Source organism: Acetobacter sp. P5B1 (assembly GCF_018811985.1).
Lineage (GTDB): Bacteria > Pseudomonadota > Alphaproteobacteria > Acetobacterales > Acetobacteraceae > Acetobacter > Acetobacter cerevisiae.
The window spans coordinates 24,628-44,970 of sequence record NZ_JACRVS010000032.1 but is presented as its reverse complement, the minus strand read 5'-3'; the positions used below and the strand labels follow the sequence as shown (position 1 = coordinate 44,970).

Here is a 20,343-nt window from a genome sequence, read left to right as displayed (position 1 = left end):
GAAGGGGCCGCATGAGCAGGTTTGCGGGGCATGCTCTGGGCAGGCTTGAGCCGGCTGACGCGAGACGTGCCGGGGGTGCGAACCAGAGCAGCGGCAGAAAACCTGCCGGAAAGTCGGGCTGAGATGGAGTGGGCGGGAGACTGTGAGGCCGACATAGGCACTCTTCCTTTGAATGGAGGCGATCAAAAAACCTCATCACACCGGGTGAGGCTTAAGGGGGACGGTAGGGTGACTAGTCACAACGGGTCAAGGGGATATTGAGGTGATATATCCCATTTGATCTTTAAGGGATGACGTGGGATAGTTCCCCCCATGGATCGCTCACATGTTGCCAGAGAACTGGAACGCCGGATGTCCCTGCTGGGGCTGACGCAAAAAGCACTGTCCCGCAGCGCAGGGGTGGGCGACACCTATGTGCGCGATATTCTGAAGGGAAAATCGCGCAATCCGGGTGGCGAAAAACTGGAGCGCGTTGCCTCCATTCTGGGCTGCACGGCGCGGGATCTGCTGTTCCCCGCTGGCGGACAGGCCGTGGCGCGGGAGGCGCGGTCTGCCTACATTCCGCCCCCGGACCAGCCGGAAATTACGGTGGAACGGAACCCGCCGGGGTATGTGGCTGTGCCCTATATCTCGCTCCGGGCGGGGATGGGTGGCTGCGGCTATGTGGAAGACCGGCTGCTGGGACGCCCCAAGTTTTTTGAAGAAGAATTTGTGCGTGGCGCGCTGCGGGCCTCCCCCTCCGACCTGCGGGTGATTGAGGTGGAAGGCCAGTCCATGGAGCCGATGCTCCAGAATGGAGACATGGTGCTGGTGGATACGCGCAAGACATCCATTATCGAACCGGGCATTTTTGTGCTGTTTGATGGGGATGGCGTGGTGTGCAAATGGGCCGAGCGGGCGCATGAGGCCTCGGAACCGATGGTGCGCATCAAGTCCGAAAACCCGCGTTTTTCCCCTTATGAAGTCCCCGCTGAACTGGTGCAGATTATTGGCCGGGTGGTGTGGTTTGCGCGGCGGCTGTAACTGTTTGCGCTGAAGCTGCGTGAACGGGCAGGCTCAGGATAGGCGCTTTGCACTTTACAGCACTGTAATGAGTGCAAATACGCAACTACACACACCTTACCGAAAAGAAAAAAATTTATGTCACGCGCGCTATAAACGCGCGAATCCAATTTATGAGACAAAACAAAACATAATTTTTTCCAATTATATCTGGGAAATAGCCGTTATACAGTGACTATATTTTTATAAATATAGATCATTACAGCATGTTCCTTTTTAATTCATTAAAAAATCCTAATTTGAATAACTGAGATCGATTGATATGGATAATGAAAGAATGAATTCTAAGAAAAACCTAACAATTGGAAGGCGTACGCATTGGGGACTTCTTATACCGCGACTTATGTCTGGACTGGCGCTGGAGACGGAACGAGCTGGGCCGATACCAACAACTGGACTTACTATGATTCTAACGGAAACCCGACGACCTACCCGCTCACGTGGGTTAATGGTCAGCAGGTTGCTGTGCCGCCCGGCACAAGCAGCACATGGGCTCCGGTAGCTTTCCCTTCCAATGCCACGGTCGATCTGGGTGGCCAGACCTATGCCGGTGTCAGCAACATGACGGTAGACAGCGGCGCTGCGGTGACGCTGGAAAACGGCACCCTGAGCGCCAACGGCCTGACCATTGCGGACACTGGGATGCTGGCACTCAGCGGTACAAACACGACACTGAATGCACCCTCTTCCGCTACGGTCAATGGTACGTTGGGGATTACTGGCGGGGCAACCGTCAGCCTGAATGGCAGTGTGGCCGGGACCGTGGTGTTTGGTGAGGCACCGAACGACACCCACAATACGCTGGTGCTGAAAAACCCCTCCCTGACTGTAGGCAGCGTGCAGAACTTTACGCCCGCTGACAGCATTGTGGTGGAAAAGTCGGGTTATCCGCATGTCCGGTGGATTCAGGAAGGCAGCAGCAACACCTACCGACTGGTGGCATTTGACGGCAACTGGACGCAGAACGCCATTCTGGGCAGCGTGTCCTTTGCGCCAAAACTGAATGCCGATGGCACGACCGCCACAGATGCCAACGGGAATACGGTTTACTATTCCCCTCTGGATCTGACCCCGGCCCCTCCCTCGACGGGCACCATCGACGGCAACCATGGTGACTCCCAGTACACAGGCGACACCTACTATCAGGATGCCGGGCTGACCTATGACAGCAGCGCCCAAACGGCCACGGTCACGTGCTTCCTTGCCGGGTCTCTGATCCGCACGGCAAAAGGCGATGTGGCTGTTGAAGATGTGCGTGTGGGTGATCTGGTTCTGACTGTAACGACGGGTCAGGATGTGTATCAGCTCGTTATCTGGGCCGGGTATCAGACTGCGACGGTGCGTGCTGACCTGCCTGATGATGAAGCGGGATATCCTGTGCGTATCCGGGCCGGGGCCATTGCCGATGGCGTGCCGTATGAGGACTTGCTGATTACGCCGGAGCATTGCCTCTTTCTGAATGGTCGCTTTGTGCCTGTGCGGATGTTGGTCAATGGCAGCAGCATTTTTTATGATCGCAGCCTGACGCAGTATACCTATTACCATGTGGAAACTGCACAGCATGCCGTGATTATGGCCAACGGGATGCTGACGGAAAGCTATCTGGATACCGGCAACCGGGGCCGTTTTACGCAGGCAGGCAAAGTGGCGACGCTGGGCGCCGGGCCACGCAACTGGGCACAGCATGCTGCCGTGCCGCTGGCCGTGACGCGTGAAGAGGTTGAGCCCCTGTTCCGTGCGCTGGCAACGCGGGCTGCACAGGCTGACGCAGGGTGTGATGAGACCGGGCTGCACAGCCCGGAGCTGACGCATGACGCGGACCTGCATCTGGAAACAGTGTGCGGAAAGACAATCCGCAAAATCCGTGAGCGGGACGGCATGGCGTCCTTCATGCTTCCAGCTGGTGTCACGCAGGTGCGCCTTGTCTCCCGCGCCAGCCGACCCTGTGACGTGGAAGGGCCGTTTGTGGATGACCGGCGGATGCTGGGGGTTCTGGTTGGTGACATTCTGATACAGGAAGGCAATCTTGCCCCGTGCAGCATTTCACCGCCTAAGCAGACCAGCGCCCTCCCCGGCTGGCATGCGCCCGAACCCAATGGTGCGCGCTGGACGGATGGTTATGCACTCCTGGAGGTGCCGACCACGCTGCCGCATGCGCTGCGGGTGCTGACAGTGACCATTCTGTCCGCCGGGCCGTATGTGCGTGAGGACACGCCTCTTTGCCGGTGCTGTGTGAACCACTGACGCACGTTACCCTAGGCGTATAAAAAACCGGAAGGAGCGTCATTGCGTCTTCCGGTTTTTTACTTTCTTTTTTCTGAAAAATGTCGTCTTCACACCTAAGAGACGGAAAGAACACTCACCTGCTCTGGGACGCTGCGGTAAGGGCCGCTGGATAGAACCTGAAGAGACAGAACGCGGCATTCATGCCTGAGGTCCAGTGGCAGAAGGGCATTCCCCATTGTCCAGCGGCAGGGGAGATTTTCCGGAACGCTCCAGCCATCGGCCTCCTCAGTCGTCAGATGGGTGGTAATCTCAATCTTTTTCCTCATGCCCCGCAAAGAGATGTTTCCAACCAGCACCCCAAGAGGGCGGCGATCATCAACAAACGGGCCGTGAAGATCACACGGGCGCGTTGTGCGGGAAAGGATCCGTACAGTCCCTACGCCCGGTGGGATCATGAACAGATGGTTCCCGTTCACAACACGCATTGCCCGAATTGTCTGCCTTTTTGATATCGCGAGGCGAAGATCAGCGTCGTGCGTCAGAGCGACATCACTCACCTTTGATGGCACCCCAAAGGTCTGAGCGCGGGACTGAAGCGTGAGGAACAACGCTTCGACTCTGGTACGGGCGACCATCCGTGGCGCAGCCGCAGGGGGCGTTATCGTTTTTTTGTTCTTAAGACTCTCATGCTGATGCCCGGTCTTCAGATAACTTTCCGTCAGAACACCATCTGCCTGGATGATGGAATGATGAGATGTTTCGATATGATACGCGTCATAAGACGAAACGGTATGGTCAAAAAAAATGGTCCGGCCATTGACCAGCAGACGAACAGGTATGAACGACCCATCAAAAAACAGACTATGATCAGCCGCAATCAGCATGTCCTTATGCGGCACCCCATCGGCAATAGCGTCTTTAAGGATGCGAACCGGATACCCTGCTTCATCATCAGGCAGCCCGGCATGAACGGCTACATGCTTATGGCCGCGCCAGACGACTGGACGCGTGAGGGGCGTCCCGTCCACATAAGCAATGACCTGATCTCCTTCTTTGATGGTCTCGACCGGAACATCACCCGTTGTCGTCTCGATCAGACTGCCAGCAAGGAAACCGACGCGCGTAAGAGCTCTGGACTTCCCCCCTTTGTATGAGACAGTCCTCATGAAACTGAACTCCTCCGGAGTATAGGCTGTTCCATCTGCTTTTTTGGCAAACGAGACTGATGAAATCAGCATGTCACCGGTGCTGCCGATGAGGGAATAGGTGCCAGTGCTGTTTTCTATCCAGCTCACGCTGGTATCCCAGACATTACCGAGGAAATCTATCACATCCCCAGGCGCCAGATTGGTCACATTGCTGAGGGGGGCACTGCTACAATTAATCTGAAGGGTGTTGTTGGCAGGAGATGGTGTTGCGTCGAACATGATGTTTGCAGCCACGCTTTGCGCAACCAACGTGCCACCACCCCGAATGATAATCGTGCCGCCGCTGACGATCGACCGCGCATCAATCGTTATGCCATCAATGATTATATCGCTCTCTGCGGTGACAGTGTCGGTCACCGTCACTCTGCCAGATCCTGCAAGCGTGACGGGATGTTGGCCGGTTATGGCCAGACCGCTGATGGCGTTATTTGACCTTCTCCCCTTCCCCTTCAAAACTCCTGAAACAGTAAGGGCATGAGCGGAAGCATCCAGCATAACAGGAGAGTGAGACTCTCCCGCCCTTTTGATGACATCTTTCCATTTAAGACTGGAGGCAAGAAGTGCTGAAGCAGGCATGGGCGGAACCTCGCTGGGCAAATTCCTGTTTGATAATAAGAAACACTATCACTTGAATACCATTGATTTATTGCCCATAATAAGGTGCTTAAATGCGAAACCATCTTGCACCAGTGCGAACATGAGATTGATTTTGTGAAAAAAATCGAACCTGTAAGACGGTGCGCTTATGCCGCTCAGAGTTACTGGAAATGTCTGCCTAAATCAGGATACCTCACGCTCTGAAGCTCAGAGCAGTTTCCGGGAGACCGAACAGATTTACCTGTCTGTTCAGGCCTTTGAAGGAACAGTTGCCCCCAAGACGAATACAAAGAGACACCTTATACAATGCTCTCCGCGCTGCCCCTCGTTTCTGACCTGACTGACCGTGAAATTTTCTTACTTTTCTGTCAGTGCGGCACCCTTTCCAGGGTGGCGACCGTTCTGGACACGCACCCTTCAAAAATTTCACGTGCTATAAAACATCTTGAGCACAAGCTGGACACACAGCTGGTGAAACGGGACGGCAAAAAACTCCTCCTGACCCGAGAAGGAGAGCATTACAAAGACTCCATCATTACCGCATTTCGTGACATTCTTGAGCACGAATACATCCTCAGAAATAAGATATTAAAAAAGAATTTAAGAGTTTTTTACCACACCATTCCCGGCCGCCTCTTTATGGAAAATGTCCTGAACGACTGTATAAGAAAATTCCCTGAAATATCATTCAATTATGAGATTGTATCCCATCTCACACAGGAGCATTTAAAAGATAACTGCCTTTTTATTGGCAATGGACGAAATGCTACTATTCCCGAAGACACAATTCGCAAGAACATTTTCTCAGATGAATTGCTCATAGGCTCGAGCATTACCAACCCTGAGATAGAGAAAGATCGCGTTTACGCTATTTCAGAACTCTATGACAAAAAAATCATCAACAGTTCATCTTGCACCATTGAGTATTTTGATGAGTCGGGAAAATCTCACAACACGGAATTCAGGAATATTCTTATCAATGTTGGGCAATCTGTAGATTCGATAAAATTTGGCGTGAAGAATAACTGCCTCTTTATGACATGTCGGTATAGCTTTGAACGCACAGAGCTTGCCGAACAGATTCGGCAGGTTCCTGTGAAAGAGCCCATAGAACCTTATTATATTGATATCTTTTACAACAAAAACACCCGGGATAACCCGGAAAGTAAAATGGTGATTGACTACCTTTACCGGGAAGCGCGGACATTTTTCTTAGAACTACAAAAAACACTCAATACCTGATGCACAGCATTCTTTAACTGCACCCAATGGTAGTCAGGCTTACACAGGCAGCTCCTGCTGATGCTATGAGCGAGTGTTGCTGATGCCGCTATCCTGCCCCGTTGCTCCTCCTGTAAATTCTACGCCGACCGGACCATGCTGGTCGCCCTTGCCGGGGAGTTCGGCTTTTTTGCACCGGCAGGCTGCGCTGGATTGCGCGATGCTGACGCAGGTTGCGGGCTGCCTGCGCCAGACGGTCCGGGAGATTACGCCTCTGGTTAATGTGCTCTATTTCAAAGCAGCCCCGCTGGCTGTGCTGGAATGCTGCGCCACGCTGGAGGCTCTGGCGGAGGAAGTGGAGCAGGATGATGTGCAGACTGTGGCGGAGCGAGCGCGGGAAGAGGCCCGCTAGGTTATTTTGCGTCGCTCAAGACCTCTCGCGGGGCGCGGGGTTTTGTGCCCCGCGTTTCTTCATGTGAGCTTAACGGGCTTTTTCCGGGTTGAGCAGAGATTTGCACTGCACATAGGTCTCCTTGTGCCGGAAGACGAACAGCAGATAATAATCCAGTGCGCGGCTGCGGCGTTTGGATGTGTGTGTGTAGAACGGGAAGACATCAAACGGGCCTTCATACCCCGGTGGGATAGGGTCCTGCTCCAGAATGGTTTTGACGCGGAACAGCGGGATATAAATATGCGTGGCCCCGGCATTGCGGCGCACGTGCCAGAGGTTCTTGCGGAACTTCTTCAGCCGGTCTGGCAGAATGAAGATCATGTTCTCTTCAATAAAGCTTTCGTCCGGGGTGCTGTTGCGCAGGTAGCGCATGTCATCGGGCATATCACAGAAAAAATTATAGCCCTGAATAATCATGATGGTCTTTCTGGCTGGTCTGTCTGGTAGGAGTGGCCGCGGTTACCGCAGGCCGCCATAGGGGTCATCGTGCACGGTCTCTGCTTTCTGGCCGCGCTTGCGATGCCTGAGATAAAGCACGAGGCCGAGCGGCACAATCAGCAGGGTGCTGTAATGGCTCAGGTTCGGCCATTTTGAACTATGCAGCAGGATATCCGTGGCCTGCCCGGCACAATAGATCCCGCCTGCCAGAGTGCCCGCAGCCAGCAGCAGGCTGAACACACCAATGGCGATTTTCTGCGCGATGCTGTTTTCAGGCATGGAGCCCTCCCCTGTGGTTTTGCCGGCTGGGCGGATGCGGGCAGCCTATCACGGCAGGCGTGGGGGCGTCACGGTTGAGGGGCTATGCGCCCGGACGATGGTGTGACGATAGCGCAACGGAGTGAGCAGACCGACGTTAGAGGCAGGCTGGCCCTGTTGTGTGAAATGGCAGTAGGATGGGGCAACGGCACAGGCCGACCAGAGGACTATGAGGAACCAGATGCACAGCACGGAAACAGGCGCACAGGCCACAGCACGACAGACGCGAACTGAGCGCGCTGAACAGACAGCGCGGCATGGGCTGCGGCGCGGCGCAACCGGTGGCATGCTGGCACTTGGGCTGGCTGGTGCGCTGGCGGGCTGTGCTGGGCAGACGGCTACGCAGCCGGTAGCGACCTCTGGCAAGCCGGACGGGATTTATCAGGCCTCTGGCAATGAGCCCTCCTGGAACATGACGCTGGCGCAGAACATGCTGACGCTGGAAACGCCGGACGGGCCGCGCATGGCCGGCCCGGTTTTGCATGCGCATGCGGAAGGCGGGAACCGCACTTATGAAGCAAAAGCGATGCAGGTGGAGATTACCGCCAAAGCCTGCTCCGACAGCATGAGCGGCCAGAGTTATGCGGACACGGTGCGGATTGTGACACAGGGCCGCACCCTGACCGGCTGTGGCGGTACGCCGCTGGCCCCGACCAACCTGAACGGCACGCGCTGGGTCGTGACGGCACTGGACGGGCACCGGCTGGCCGATGGCAGCAAGCCGCCGTCTGACACGGACCGCACCACGGATGAGCCGGGCCTGAAAGCCGGAGCGCCGGACATGGCCCCGACGCTGGATATTAATGGCAGCGGCAAGATTTCCGGCTCTGACGGGTGTAACCGCTATGTAGGCGGGCTGGAATTTGGCAAGGATGGGCGCGTAAAGGCCTCAGCACAGGGTGGCATCAGCACCATGATGGCCTGCCCCGGCCGACAGGATACGATAGCCCGGCAGTTCTCCGCCCTGACCCGTGCAGTGACGCACTGGCGGACGGACGGGAACGTGCTGGTGTTAGAGACGGGTGATAAGAAAACTGTGCGGTTGCGGCAGGTTTTTTAAGTCCGGCGCAGGCAGGCCACAGCGTGTGACTGTGGCCTGATAGGCTTTTCAGGCAGCAATATCTTCTTCCGGGAAATACTCTTTCAGGAAGTTAGCGATCGCATCTGGCATGGATCGCTCCCAGTCTGCTTCCCGCTTTTCTGACTTGAGGCGGGAGACGAACTGGAAGCCTTCATATGTGATTCGATAGTTTTTTGAGTCCGATAAGGTGATGTCTATGAAGCTTTGACTGTGCCCGGTCACGTCGTGATGACGGTAATTCGCGATACTCGAAGGCAAAATATTTGTCTTTTTCTTGTCATCCAGAATGATCTTTACAACGTATGTTCTTAAATCCGTATTGTATCCATTATACTGTTTTCTTTTTACAAGATAAATTTCTTGCTTCCCATGATCTTCCTTTTCTTTTCCAATAACGCATTCGCTACAATACTGAAATGTCTCTGGATACGTGATCATTAAGCGCCGCCACCCCGATGCGTTAGAGTAATTGATAAGGTCAAGGAGGGACTGGCGGGAGCCTCCCGCAATAGCAGCTACAAGCTCAGAAAATAACGGTGTTCTGGCGACTCTGAACCAGTTTTCATCACGCTCACGATAAGACGCGCCATTATGTTTTCCGAAACTATATTTGTCGCCTGCACAACGCCATGTGTAATCGGCAAGCGAGAGAAGTGCTCTTTGCAATAGGAACTCATCGGAGTTCAGGATGCTTTTATCCAGCAAAGCGCAGACTTTATCGGCATTTTCCTTGAATAGATCAGGGTCGGGGATCTTTTCTCCTTCGGGGCAAGACATCTTAAGAATAAACCCGACCTTACCCATCAGATAAGGATGGCTTTCGTAACACGGGGAAGGATCTTCTGCCTGCCAGTCTCCATGCTGCAACAAGTCTTGCCACTTCAGGCTGTGCAACAGCTGGCATTTTAGTTTTTCTTCCTGCCATTGCTCCTGTGTAAAGCCCGGCATCGCCTCATCTGTGTTGGCCAAAAACGCGTACAGATCGGCAGCATGCGTTGCCAGCCTCCTGAGCGATCTGGCCAGCGGCAGAAAGACCTCAGTCGAGTCAATAATCTGGTTATGGATCAGGTTATCCGTCACGCGTTGCCAACGCAGGAATTGGTCTGAGGTCGGCGTCTTCAACTGATGGATAAGGCATACCAGCGCGTAAAATCTGCTCTCTGTCAGGTAATTGTTCTGCTCAAGCACAGCACGCAGGAGAGGACGAACGTGCTCATTGGCCACGCAATAATCAAGAACAATCTCAATCCGTTGCAGACTGTATGTGTCAAAGCTGAAAGGTATTTTCTGTGCACGATATGCTTTAGACTCTCTCAGGTTTTTTAAGAATAATTTATTTTTATCAGGGAGTTTTTCAAATGACCCTTCTGTGAGTTCACACTGACGGTAAAATGCCATAAGAAGAAAAAATCGAAGATAGAAACTATTGAATTTTTCTGTCTTATCGTGACTGAGAGGCTTGGTATTATCGTTACTGAGAGACCAGAACAGATCCGTCCATACGCCGTCTATTTTGCGTCCGAATTCATTATCACAAGAAAATTCCTTAAAATTTAACGAAAATGATGCCTTGAAATTTTCGAAATCCGAAAGGATTTTTCCGCGTCCATTCATCTTGATATAGAGTTCATCCGAAAGGGAAAATTCGTTCAGATTAAGAAACTGAAAGATGATACGCGGAGACTGGCTGTTAATCAGACGCGTATACAGAGAGCTCGTACTATCATGAAACACCTCGTGCATGGCATCGAGCATGGTGAGACAGCCCTGAACGGTGGGATCAAGCAACCATGAGGAAAAGAACCATTTTTGATCCTTAATCTTGTCTGACAGGCGTTCGTGACCGAGCGGAAGTTGAATACCCTTTGCCAGAGCCAGAGCATCAAAAAATTCTCTGGCGCTGGCGCGAGTTTTATAGGTGAATCGGCTATAACCATGACACAGGAAAGTTGCATGGAAAGCCCCTAGCTTTCCACACTTGAGCGCGAGATACCAGTGGAGAAGAAAAAGCGTTGTCAGCCTTTGCTGGCCATCCAGAACGGAAAAAACGGTAGGGGTTCCTGCCTCCATACTACCATAAATGAAATCCAGATCAAGCGGCTGCCAAGGGTCCTCCGCACACAGGCTCTCTCGCAATGAGGCCAGAAACTGCTGACGAATTCCGCTTTCAGCCTCCCGGCCCTGCGCGTAGTCTCGTTGCAGAACGGGAATCTGGACGAGGCCGTCCTGCTTAAACAGATCTATGAAAGTCAGAGTTTTTCCAGCGTGCGTGCTCATGCTGCGGCTTCCTGCTCGTCAAAAAATTGCTGTAGGGCGTTAATGATCGCGTTTTGGTAACTCTCCATGTCGGTTACGTCCCACCGCTGCATATTGGTCACATTTTTTCTGTAATATTTTAGAAAAACATTTTTTGTACAGAGCGGAATAAATGTTGCTGATTTATCCAATGCAATAATGTCTTTTCTTTTGATAGGAAAAATAGCGTTTTGATAACTTCTGTTTGTTGCACTATCTAGAAGGGTGAGATTACCAATAGTATCGCCCCAATCTACGGACCGGGAGTCTGACCCATCCACGGAGCAACCGTAAAGATTTATGATCCTTTCAGCGAGCGTAGGAAATTCAGTCTTGAAATTTTCCGAATTTTTGAGCGTTTCCGCTTCCTGAATCAATGCCTGCCTATCGCGCTCCGCATTCTGATCAAGCAGAACAGAATCTTTTATGAAATCCAGAGTATTTTCGAGCCATGCGCTCTGCTTCTTCTTCTGATTTGGCAGAGTATCCGTGCGTGAGTGGATATGCTCCAGATCCCATTTCTGCTTTTTGTAATAATCAAACTGGAAACGGGCATTTGTTGCCCTGCTGAGCAGCAGACTTGTGATGTTAAAGAGAAGAAGAACGCGCACGACTTCCACGCGGTCTCCATAAGAGAGTTGCTTGATATATACCTCAATGCTCTTGTTTTGACGGATAACCTGCGCGCGAATCATCGCCTTGAGGTTTTTCTTGAAGTCTGATTTTGTAGCGCTTTGCTCCAATACGTTTTGAATATCAGATATTTTTTTACCTGAGGCGATCAGAAATCCAATCATATGGAAAAGATCGTGTTCCTGATACCATTCTTGCAGCGTCATAAACCAACGTTTGATCTTTTCCCAACAGGTCTGGAAAGGCTGAGGATCTTGCGTTGCTTCAAACCAACTGGAGAAAGTCAGAAAAATGTAAGAGGGATCATCTACCGGGATAGCCGACTTATCATCCTTTAGGTCACGGGCGACCAAATTGAGAACAAATTCGATCCGATTGGCTTCCTGCTTCTCTCCGCAGAGGAAATACCAGAAATCATCCGCTTGCAGGACGCGTTCAATCTCATCCCATTCCTGCGCGATTTTAAGTTGCCGCAGGTAGCGTTCTTGCTCTTCAAAATTACTCCGCTTGAGCAAAAGAGCCTTGACCAGCTCTGCATTACTCAAAGGGATTTTTCCCATATTCAAGCGCGTAAAAATTTTGGTAACATCGGTTTCTTCATTAATCTGATACCAGATGATTTTAACGCACCCGCCGGCTCCGTCGTGACCAAGCAGGGTGTGGAGAAATTCTGATTTGCAGGTCTGGTCTTTTTCTTCAAACCAGGCCGCAATAGCTTTTTGGACCTCGTGCATATGGAAGAAATCTATATTTTCATGGCTCATCGCCACGTCCATATTTTCAAGGAATTTCTTACTAGCCGGACGTGTCTCATAGGAAATCGTGTAAGGGGTCTGACCCGGCGTCATCTGGTCTTTGAGATAATTCAGAAGGATATGGATTGTCGTCAGGCGCTGTTGCCCGTCGATGAGTTCCCACTCCTGATCGCGTTTTTTTACAACAACAGGCTGGAGGCAGTAAAAGGGTGTGCCGGACCCTGCCTTTTTCTGCCTCTGAAATTCGTAGATATCATCCAGCAGATCCTCTGCCTGCCGCTTCGTCCATCGGTATCCACGCTGGTAGAAGGGAATGAAAAAAGATTCTGTCAGTATTTCATCAATAGATTTTAGTACAATACTGTTCTGTTGCGACATGGGGACTTTCCTGAAGCGGCGGGTAATACCCGGCCCTCTCCCTCATACCATGCCATGAGGGAGAGCGGTATAGGACCGTCAGGTGCCTGATCAGCCCCCGCTGCGGGCCGCCATGGCGGCGGCGCGGGCGGCGGCTTTTTCTTCTTCGGTCCAGATTTTGCGTTCGCGGACTTTCTGCGGCTTGATCTGTTTGACCGGGCCGCCACCGAGGACGGGGGCGCGTTTGGTGGAGGTGCGAGCCTCTTCCGAATGCCAGGCGTGGTCTGTGTGGACCGTCAGGGTGCGGCCAATTTCACGCTCGACATCATGCAGCCAGGCGCGCTGCTCGGCATCGCACAGGGTAATGGCGTAACCACTGCGCCCTGCCCGGCCCGTGCGGCCAATGCGGTGGACATAGCTTTCCGGCAGGCTGGGCAGGTCATGATTGAAAACATGCGTGACGGTATCAACATCAATGCCGCGGGCCGCGATGTCGGTTGCGACCAGAACCTGTGCCGTGCCGGCGCGGAAAGCTTCCAGAGCGCGTTCCCGCTGACCCTGTGACTTGTTGCCGTGCAGGGCTTCTGCTGTGATGCCAGCCTCGGTGATGAAGGCGCAGACTTCGTTGGCGATATTCTTTTGCAGGGTGAAGACCACGGCCTGACCCATGCCGGGTGTACGCAGCAGCTCCAGCAGGGCCTCTTTCTTGTGGGCTGCGTCCATGAACATGACGGACTGCTCAATGCGGTCCACCGTGGTAGAGGGCGGCGCGATTTCGACATTGGCCGGATTTTGCAGCAGGCTTTCCGCCAACGCTGCAATGGATTTCGGCATTGTTGCAGAGAGCAGAATGGTGTGGCGCTCTTTGGGCAGGGTGGCGACAATGCGTTCGATGGGTTTTGCAAAGCCCATATCGAGCATCTGGTCGGCTTCATCCAGCACCAGTGCTTCAAGCTGCGAGAGGTCACACTCGCCCTGCGTGACGAGATCGAGCAGGCGGCCGGGGGCTGCGACGATGACATCCACGCCGTTTTTCAACGCGTTGATCTGATGCATCGGGCTAACGCCACCGAAGATGGTGGTGACGGTGAACGGCAGATGCCGCCCGAAATTTTCAAACCCATCGGCAATCTGAGAGACCAGTTCTCGCGTGGGGGCCAGAACCAGCACGCGCGCGCCACGTTTGGGGGCCGGGCGCGGGTTTTGGGCCATGCGGTGCAGCAGCGGCAGCACGAATGACGCGGTTTTACCAGTGCCGGTCTGCGCCATGCCGAGCAGATCCCGCCCTTCCAGCAGCAGCGGAATGGACTGGGCCTGAATGGGCGTGGGGGTGGTGTAGCCTGTCTCGGCCAGGGCGTCCTGCAGGGGCTGCGCCAGGGGGAGATCGGCAAATGTGATGGATGGGGACATAGCAGGCAGCGCCTCCGGCGCTCAATAAGGCTGCGCCGGGTAGGGCATCGCGTGTTTGGAACGGGGGCTTTTTACGGGTGGGGGGAACGGGCGTCAACACGCGGCAGGGAAAGAGTGACCCCTCATGCAGCACAGAGACGGCCCCCGCCTCTCCTTTGCGCTGAGTGCAGCAACGGCTGCCATTGGTCTGGTGAACCTGAAACTTATCAATTGTGTCATGCTGGGGATGCTTGCGTTTTGGTACGGTCTTTCCTGGCTCTACTGACGGCAGGAGCGGACGTGGGGGTGACATGGCGAAGCGGGCTTTTCTGGTGTGTGCAGGTGTGTTCGTGATGATTTCTGCAAAGGGGTTTGCGGAACCGGTGCAGTGGGACCTGTTTGACCCGCAGCATCAGTTTACGCTGTCTGAGGGGGCACCCTGCCCGGATGGAGAAAAAGCGGTGGTGCTGCACTCCGCCACTGCCAGCCCGAAGCAGTTTGCGGTGACGCGAACGGTGCTTTCAACAGACGGTTTACAGAACAAGGTGTTGCGCCTGCGGGCGCAGCTGAGCGTGCAGGATGTGCAGGCAGGCGCTGGTCTGTGGATGATGCTTTATGACGGCACAAAGCAGATCGGGGTTAGAAATACGCAAAAGGACATGGTGCGTGGGCAAAGTGTGACCCGCATGCAGGAGATGGTGGTGTGGGTGCCGCCGCAGGCGACACGGGTTGTTTATGGTGTGATGCTGCGTGGACCGGGGACAGTGACCGCTTGCGGGCTGCATGTTGGGCCGGTTGTGCCCGCGGGGGAACAGAATGCTAATCAGTCTGTTGCTGTGCAGACCATGGCTTTTGCAATCAATGCCATGCGCACACAGGCGCTGCATGCATCTTTGATTGACTGGGAGAGCCGCACCCCGCCTTTGCTGGAACTGGCCAGAGTGGGCTCGGCTGATGATCTTTATGCCGAGATCCGGACTCTGCTTGCTGACCTGCATGATGGGCATAGTTTTGTGATGCCGCCTGATACAGTGCGCAAGCTGGCCGCACAACCTGAGCAGATGCCAGTCTTTACGAAAATCAGCTCTGATGTTGGAAAGATTTCTCTCCCTGCTTTGACGTCTCATTCTGCTAAGAGAATGCAAGATTTTTCCCGCACCGGGCAGCAGATTTTTGCGCAGGCTCCTGACATGCGCGGGTGGATTGTGGATCTGCGCCATGACAGAGGCGGCAATATGTGGCCAATGCTGCAAGCTTTGAGGCCGCTGCTCGGCAATGGGGATCTGGGCTTTTTTGAAGACCGAACGGGGAAACGCTCTGCCCCCTGGCGGGCTGTGGCGCAGGGTGTGGCTCCGCAGGACGGCGGACCGGATTTGTCCCGTGTGCCTGTAGCGGTTCTGATTGGCCCGCAAACCGCCAGCGCGGGGGAAGCGGTGGCGATTGCGCTAAAGGGGCGGCCTAACACGCGGTTTTTTGGGACCGCCACGCATGGTCAGACCAGTGGGAACAAGAGCTTCACCCTGCCTGATGGTGGGAGGCTGGTAGTGGCCGCAGAGTTTGAACTGGACCGGACGGGCAAGCGGTATGAGGGTCCGGTTCAGCCGGATGTGGTGGAGGCTGATCCTGATGCCGCCGAGCGGGCGGCGGAAGTGTGGTTGCGGCAGGGATAAGCAGCCACACCAAAGATTTTATTGATAATGATTATCAGGTGCAGTAAGGAGACAATCTGTTAGAGGTCACTTTGAAAGCCTCTTGCTTTTTACTGGGGATCGACCCTTTCCATGCAGCGTCTTGCTCGTTTTGTTGCCTTCACGCAGCCTGCATTGCTGTTTTGTGCAGCTCAGGCTTTTGCTGCCCCAGCCCCCGCCTTGCCCTCGGTCCAGAGCCCTGAGCAGGATGAGAAAGCCCTTTCCGCACGGCGGCATTCTCGGGAGAAAAAAGCCGATACAAAAGAGACCATTGATGTCTCGGCCTCACGGCATGGTTTGCTGGCGCGGAGTGGCTTTGCCGCCACCAAAACAGACACGCCGCTTGAGCAGACGCCTCAGAACATTACGGTCATTACGCAGGAACGGATGGCTATTCTGAATTCCCGCAGCGTTTCGGATGCTGTGCGGTATTCTGCGGGGGTATCCGATTATGGGTCCAAGGATGACCCCAGAGGGTATTTTGGAACGATCCGGGGCTTCTCACCCGACATTTATCTGGATGGCACACGCACGCCGGATGCGGCCTCATCACAGTCGTTCAGCATTGAACCCTGGGGGCTGGAGGAAATGGATGTTCTGCGCGGTGCAACATCCGCTCTGTATGGGTCCGGGCAGCTTGGCGGTATTATAAATGCCGTGAGCAAGCGCCCGAATGCAGGACAGAAAAATGAGATTAATTTCCAGACGGGGGCTTATAGTCGTGTGCAGGGCGCTGCCGATATTGGGGGAGCGCTCAATGCCTCCAAAACACTGATGTGGCGCTTTAACGGGCTGATCCGAAAATCAGATACCTATGCCAAAAATATCAAAAACAACGAGATTTATGTGGCACCGTCCTTAAGGTGGGAGCCTGATGACAAGACGGATTTGACTCTTCTCGCCAGTTTTGAACAACTGGATGCAGGTTCCACGGCGCAGTTCCTGCCGGCAGCCGGAACCCTGACGGCAACACGCTATGGCCGGATTGCCCGTGATTTTCTGTCAAGCGATGCAGATTACGACGTTTATTCCAAACGACAGGCGGCTGTTGGATACAGTTTTTCCCGCAAAATTCTGCCTAACTGGACCATGACCCAGAATATGCGCTACGCCCATCTGGATCTGGATTATCGCTTTGTGACAACGCAGGCTCTTTCCAGTGATCAGCGAACCATTACGCGACGCGCCCTGCTGCAATCAGCTAATTATAATAATGTGACGCTGGATACCCGGTCTGACCTCAAGCTGAAAACCGGGCCTGTTAAGCATGAACTTCTGGTTGGTGTTGATTTCCGCAGTGATTTTCTGGCGAACCGTCGCGGCCAGAACACAGCGCCCTCACTCGATCTTTATGCGCCGGTTTACCGCGCCATTACCTGGCCGACCTATGGCACAACGACCAACACGAACGAGACAGAAAGCCAGACCGGTATTTACGCGCAGGAGCAGGCCGACTGGAAGAATTTCCATTTAACCCTGTCCGGGCGTGGAGATTTTACCGAAAGCATGACGGTGGATAACCTGACGGCTCAGCGCACACCGCAAAACAACAACGCGTTTACGGGCCGTGCTGGCCTGCTCTATTCCGCACCTTATGGTCTGTCGCCCTATGTGTCCTATGCGACATCATTCCAGCCGCAGGTGGGCACAACGCGCCTGAATACGGCTTTCCTGCCGACAAAAGGGCGGCAGATTGAAGCGGGTCTGAAATATAAGCCATCCCAAAAAATGCCATGGGGTGACCATTTTATGCTGACAGCGGATTTTTTTGATCTTGTTGAGACCAATATTCTGACACCTGACCCTGTTGATTCAACCTATGATATTCAGGCCGGTGAACAACGGACCAGAGGGTTTGAGTTTGAAGGCATGGGACGCCTGCCGTGGAACATCAGTTTTATTGCGTCCTTTACCTATCAGGACCCAAAAATCACAAAATCCACAACTACCGCACAAATTGGCCAGCGTCCGGTGGCAGTACCCTCTCACATGGCGTCTGTTTTCCTGAAAAAGGATTTTCATATTTGGCGTGATCTTGTGGCCGGCGTGGGAGGGGGCCTGCGCTATACAGGGAACACGGCGGGGGCGTTGCCTGAAACATTTTCTGTGCCCAGCCAGCTGGTAGGCGATGTGGTGGCTCATATTGATTACAAACGGGCGTCAGTCCAGCTCAACGGCACAAACATTGCCAACAGCCGCTATGTTGCCATCTGCACGCGCAATGTTGCCTGTGCGTGGGCTCCGGGACGCGCCATGTTTGTGACGCTGGCTTATCGCTGGTAGCGAGATTCGCCCTCCCCTTTTGGAATGCAACCAATAGGACTTTCCTCGTATTTTCCCTAGATCGGTTACATGATTTTCAGAAATTCGCCGTGACGGAGAAGCGGGCGGAGCGGGGTTCCAAGGGGTGGTAGGTGGAGCCGGTTTCGACGGGGGATGTGGGGGTGAGGCGGTAGTCGTAGGCGTATTGGGAGGCGGAGGCGTGGGTGTTGGTCAGGTTGTAAATGCTGGCCTGCACCTGAAGGTATTTTGTGATGTGGTAGCCGACATCCATGTTCACTTCCTTATAGCCGTGGGAGCGCAGGGAGTTATCCTCGATTAACGGGTAGGAGCCGAGCCAGCGGAACTGCACACCGCCGAAGAAGCCGCTGGGGTGGTCGGCCAGCAGGCCGAAGGAGCCGATAAAGTTGGGGGCGTTGGCCACATACAGCCCCGGCAGGCCATAAAGGCCGGGATTACCCGTGAAATAGCGGGCGTGGGTGGAGGCAATATCTGCGTTAAGTTCCAGCCAGGGCAGCGGGTGATACTGGCCGGAGAGTTCAAACCCCTGCCGGCGGCTGGGGGCGCCGGCATCGTTGACGCCTTCATCCGCGTCGTAAGTGAGTTCTGAACTGAAATCGATACGGAAAAAGGCGGCCTGCAGGTTCAGTTTTGGGATGATGTTGGTGCGGACGCCCAGTTCCTCACTGGTGGCACGGGTCATGAACGGGGTGGCGATGGCACCGTTGGCAATGCCATCAGTCGGCACGGTGCCGAGGACGGCGCGGATATCGTTAGAATGGTAGCCCTGCCCTGCGCTGATATAAAATTCCGTTTTATACCACGGGCCGAAAATCAGGCTGCCTTTGGGCTGAAAAAGCCACTGATGCACACGGCCCCTATAACCGGAAACGAGGCTGTGATCTGAGCCTCCGTAATAATCCCCACGCAGGCCGACAACGGTACGCAGCCAGGGCAGCCAGTGGGTGATGTTCTGGCCGAACAGACCGACATTGCCTTGTGAGACGTTATCCCCATTACAGACATACTGGCCGGTGGGCACGCTGCTATCCGGGCAGTCGGGCAGGACTTTGCGCTGGCGGGTATGGCGGCGGTCGATATAAATGCTGTCCCAGCGGCCTTGTACGCCAAAAGTGGTGTCTGTAGCGCGGTGCAGGAAGGTGTCATGCCGCTGGTATGCCGATGTGCCGCCAAAGGTGGTGCGGGTTTCGTCCTGCTGTTCCTGATCGCCATTGATGGGGTCGTTCAGATAATGGCTAAAATCGTTCCATAGAGTCAGGCGGCTATGCACGACGTAAAGCGATGTTTTGAGCTGCCAGTTATCGTTATGCAGAATATGATGCGCGGAAACGCTGAACCGTTCGGAATAGCCGCCGTCACTTGGGTCCAGAGAGCCGTAACGGCTGATGAGGCCTTTCTGGTAGGCCTCCAGAGGCTGGTCGGTCGTGTTGTTCCATTGGCCTCGGTAATACAGGCCGGTCAGGTTGAATTTGGTGTGTTCTGTGGTGTGGGTGTAGCGCGCGGCGGATTTGATGCCCCGGAAGTTGTCCGGATGCGCCCACGGGCCATTGAGGTGGTCTATTGAGAAAGCACCAAGCAGTTTATCGCCATTTTTGAAGTGCGCCGTATCGCCAATAAACGCATGTTCGTCGCCCAGTGTGCCGAGACTGCCAGAAGCCTGCCCGCGCAGGTCATCCGTTAAGCGGATATGGTCGGACCCGACGACGCCGAAATCCCCGACATCCGCGTAAAATGGGCCTTTGGTGTAATCGATGCCCTGTGCGAGTTCCGGCATGAGGAAATTGACATCCGTATAGCCCTGCCCGTGGGCGTGGGTGGGTTCATTAACCGGGATATCATCCACAAAACTGGCAAGGTCTGTGCCGTGGTCCAGATTGAAGCCGCGGAGAAGATACTGGTTGGCCTTGCCCTCGCCCGAATGCGCGGTGACGACCAGACCGGGGACAGATTCCAGCAACTGCCCCACTCGGTAAACCGGGCGCAGGCGGAGTTCCTTGGCGGTAATGCTGCCCTGACTGGCCGTGAGCGCGCGGCCCATGGGATCTGTATGTGAGGCGATGACCTGAAGATGCTCTTCCCCGTGGGCCTCGGTTGTTTTGTGGCCGAGGAGTTTTTGGGGGGACCCTGCCGGCGTGATGGGAGGCGTGACCGGGGAGGCCCGGCGGGCTGCATCTTTGGATGGCGTGGGTTTGGCAGACGGTGCGGCGTGTGCTGCGGTGAAGGCAGAGGCGCAGAGGAGCGCGACGATAAACGGAGAGCGTCCGCGCCGGACAGGACGCGGAGACACAACGTGACCCATAACTGTTCCCCGATATCCGGCTCA

15 protein-coding genes are annotated in these 20,343 nt (G+C 54.4%); 8 read left to right on the top strand and 7 right to left on the bottom strand.

Annotation, left to right across the window (positions count from 1 at the left end):
• Positions 1–312: 312 nt before the first annotated feature.
• Positions 313–1,023 carry a S24 family peptidase gene (locus KP703_RS13665; RefSeq protein ID WP_062144697.1) on the top strand — a complete coding sequence of 237 codons (711 nt, stop codon included), beginning with the start codon at positions 313–315 and terminating at the stop codon, positions 1,021–1,023.
• Between the two features lie 357 nt (positions 1,024–1,380).
• Positions 1,381–3,306, top strand: coding sequence for a Hint domain-containing protein (locus KP703_RS13660; protein WP_215755343.1), 1,926 nt, complete (start codon positions 1,381–1,383; stop codon positions 3,304–3,306).
• A gap of 95 nt (positions 3,307–3,401) precedes the next feature.
• On the opposite strand, the gene KP703_RS13655 is transcribed toward KP703_RS13660, so the two are convergent.
• Entirely contained in the window at positions 3,402–4,859 is a 1,458-nt protein-coding gene (locus KP703_RS13655; protein ID WP_215755342.1) for a Hint domain-containing protein, read from the bottom strand.
• Positions 4,860–5,399: 540 nt separating this feature from the next.
• Between KP703_RS13655 and KP703_RS13650 the strand changes: the two genes are divergently transcribed.
• Together KP703_RS13650 and KP703_RS13645 are read left to right on the top strand one after the other, a co-directional pair.
• Positions 5,400–6,335, top strand: a complete 936-nt coding sequence (locus KP703_RS13650; RefSeq protein WP_215755341.1) for a LysR family transcriptional regulator — start codon at positions 5,400–5,402, stop codon at positions 6,333–6,335.
• A gap of 199 nt (positions 6,336–6,534) precedes the next feature.
• Positions 6,535–6,726, top strand: a complete 192-nt coding sequence (locus KP703_RS13645) for a hypothetical protein (RefSeq protein WP_215755340.1) — start codon at positions 6,535–6,537, stop codon at positions 6,724–6,726.
• Between the two features lie 69 nt (positions 6,727–6,795).
• Here KP703_RS13645 and KP703_RS13640 read toward each other — a convergent pair whose 3' ends face one another.
• The gene (locus tag KP703_RS13640) at positions 6,796–7,182 is read right to left on the bottom strand and encodes a hypothetical protein (RefSeq protein WP_062144304.1); all 387 of its coding nucleotides are present in this window, start codon (positions 7,180–7,182) and stop codon (positions 6,796–6,798) included.
• A gap of 42 nt (positions 7,183–7,224) precedes the next feature.
• Positions 7,225–7,482: a hypothetical protein gene (locus KP703_RS13635; RefSeq protein ID WP_062249581.1), complete on the bottom strand. Its 258-nt coding sequence runs from the start codon at positions 7,480–7,482 to the stop codon at positions 7,225–7,227.
• Between the two features lie 220 nt (positions 7,483–7,702).
• On the opposite strand from KP703_RS13635, the gene KP703_RS13630 reads away from it, so the two are divergent.
• Positions 7,703–8,581 (top strand): META domain-containing protein, encoded by an 879-nt coding sequence (locus KP703_RS13630; RefSeq protein ID WP_215755339.1) that lies wholly within the window; start codon positions 7,703–7,705, stop codon positions 8,579–8,581.
• 48 nt (positions 8,582–8,629) lie between these two features.
• On the opposite strand, the gene KP703_RS13625 is transcribed toward KP703_RS13630, so the two are convergent.
• From KP703_RS13625 to KP703_RS13615, 3 genes are all read right to left on the bottom strand, one after another.
• The gene (locus KP703_RS13625) at positions 8,630–10,879 is read right to left on the bottom strand and encodes a DUF262 domain-containing protein (protein ID WP_215755338.1); all 2,250 of its coding nucleotides are present in this window, start codon (positions 10,877–10,879) and stop codon (positions 8,630–8,632) included.
• Entirely contained in the window at positions 10,876–12,663 is a 1,788-nt protein-coding gene (locus KP703_RS13620) for a DUF262 domain-containing protein (RefSeq protein ID WP_215755337.1), read from the bottom strand. Before KP703_RS13620 ends, KP703_RS13625 begins: the two co-directional genes overlap by 4 nt.
• Positions 12,664–12,753: 90 nt before the next feature.
• Positions 12,754–14,052, bottom strand: a complete 1,299-nt coding sequence (locus KP703_RS13615; RefSeq protein WP_215755336.1) for a DEAD/DEAH box helicase — start codon at positions 14,050–14,052, stop codon at positions 12,754–12,756.
• A 124-nt stretch (positions 14,053–14,176) separates the two neighbouring features.
• On the opposite strand from KP703_RS13615, the gene KP703_RS13610 reads away from it, so the two are divergent.
• The 3 genes from KP703_RS13610 to KP703_RS13600 all read left to right on the top strand — a co-directional run bounded on the left by KP703_RS13610 (position 14,177) and on the right by KP703_RS13600 (position 18,002).
• Positions 14,177–14,317, top strand: a complete 141-nt coding sequence (locus KP703_RS13610) for a hypothetical protein (protein ID WP_215755335.1) — start codon at positions 14,177–14,179, stop codon at positions 14,315–14,317.
• A gap of 25 nt (positions 14,318–14,342) precedes the next feature.
• Positions 14,343–15,701, top strand: a complete 1,359-nt coding sequence (locus KP703_RS13605) for a S41 family peptidase (protein WP_215755334.1) — start codon at positions 14,343–14,345, stop codon at positions 15,699–15,701.
• Positions 15,702–15,812: 111 nt separating this feature from the next.
• Positions 15,813–18,002 (top strand): TonB-dependent siderophore receptor, encoded by a 2,190-nt coding sequence (locus KP703_RS13600; protein WP_215755333.1) that lies wholly within the window; start codon positions 15,813–15,815, stop codon positions 18,000–18,002.
• Positions 18,003–18,078: 76 nt separating this feature from the next.
• On the opposite strand, the gene KP703_RS13595 is transcribed toward KP703_RS13600, so the two are convergent.
• A complete protein-coding gene (locus KP703_RS13595) occupies positions 18,079–20,307 on the bottom strand; it encodes a TonB-dependent receptor (RefSeq protein ID WP_373687501.1) in 2,229 nt (742 codons plus the stop codon).
• Positions 20,308–20,343: the final 36 nt, after the last annotated feature.

Excerpts from the sequence above, each read along its gene's own strand:
- KP703_RS13665 (WP_062144697.1), top strand. The coding sequence starts at position 313 with ATGGATCGCTCACATGTTGCCAGAGAACTGGAACGCCGGATGTCCCTG.
- KP703_RS13650 (WP_215755341.1), top strand. The coding sequence starts at position 5,400 with ATGCTCTCCGCGCTGCCCCTCGTTTCTGACCTGACTGACCGTGAAATT.
- KP703_RS13645 (WP_215755340.1), top strand. The coding sequence starts at position 6,535 with ATGCTGACGCAGGTTGCGGGCTGCCTGCGCCAGACGGTCCGGGAGATT.
- KP703_RS13640 (WP_062144304.1), bottom strand. The coding sequence starts at position 7,182 with ATGATTATTCAGGGCTATAATTTTTTCTGTGATATGCCCGATGACATG.
- KP703_RS13635 (WP_062249581.1), bottom strand. The coding sequence starts at position 7,482 with ATGCCTGAAAACAGCATCGCGCAGAAAATCGCCATTGGTGTGTTCAGC.
- KP703_RS13630 (WP_215755339.1), top strand. The coding sequence starts at position 7,703 with ATGCACAGCACGGAAACAGGCGCACAGGCCACAGCACGACAGACGCGA.
- KP703_RS13625 (WP_215755338.1), bottom strand. The coding sequence starts at position 10,879 with ATGAGCACGCACGCTGGAAAAACTCTGACTTTCATAGATCTGTTTAAG.
- KP703_RS13620 (WP_215755337.1), bottom strand. The coding sequence starts at position 12,663 with ATGTCGCAACAGAACAGTATTGTACTAAAATCTATTGATGAAATACTG.
- KP703_RS13615 (WP_215755336.1), bottom strand. The coding sequence starts at position 14,052 with ATGTCCCCATCCATCACATTTGCCGATCTCCCCCTGGCGCAGCCCCTG.
- KP703_RS13610 (WP_215755335.1), top strand. The coding sequence starts at position 14,177 with ATGCAGCACAGAGACGGCCCCCGCCTCTCCTTTGCGCTGAGTGCAGCA.
- KP703_RS13605 (WP_215755334.1), top strand. The coding sequence starts at position 14,343 with ATGGCGAAGCGGGCTTTTCTGGTGTGTGCAGGTGTGTTCGTGATGATT.
- KP703_RS13600 (WP_215755333.1), top strand. The coding sequence starts at position 15,813 with ATGCAGCGTCTTGCTCGTTTTGTTGCCTTCACGCAGCCTGCATTGCTG.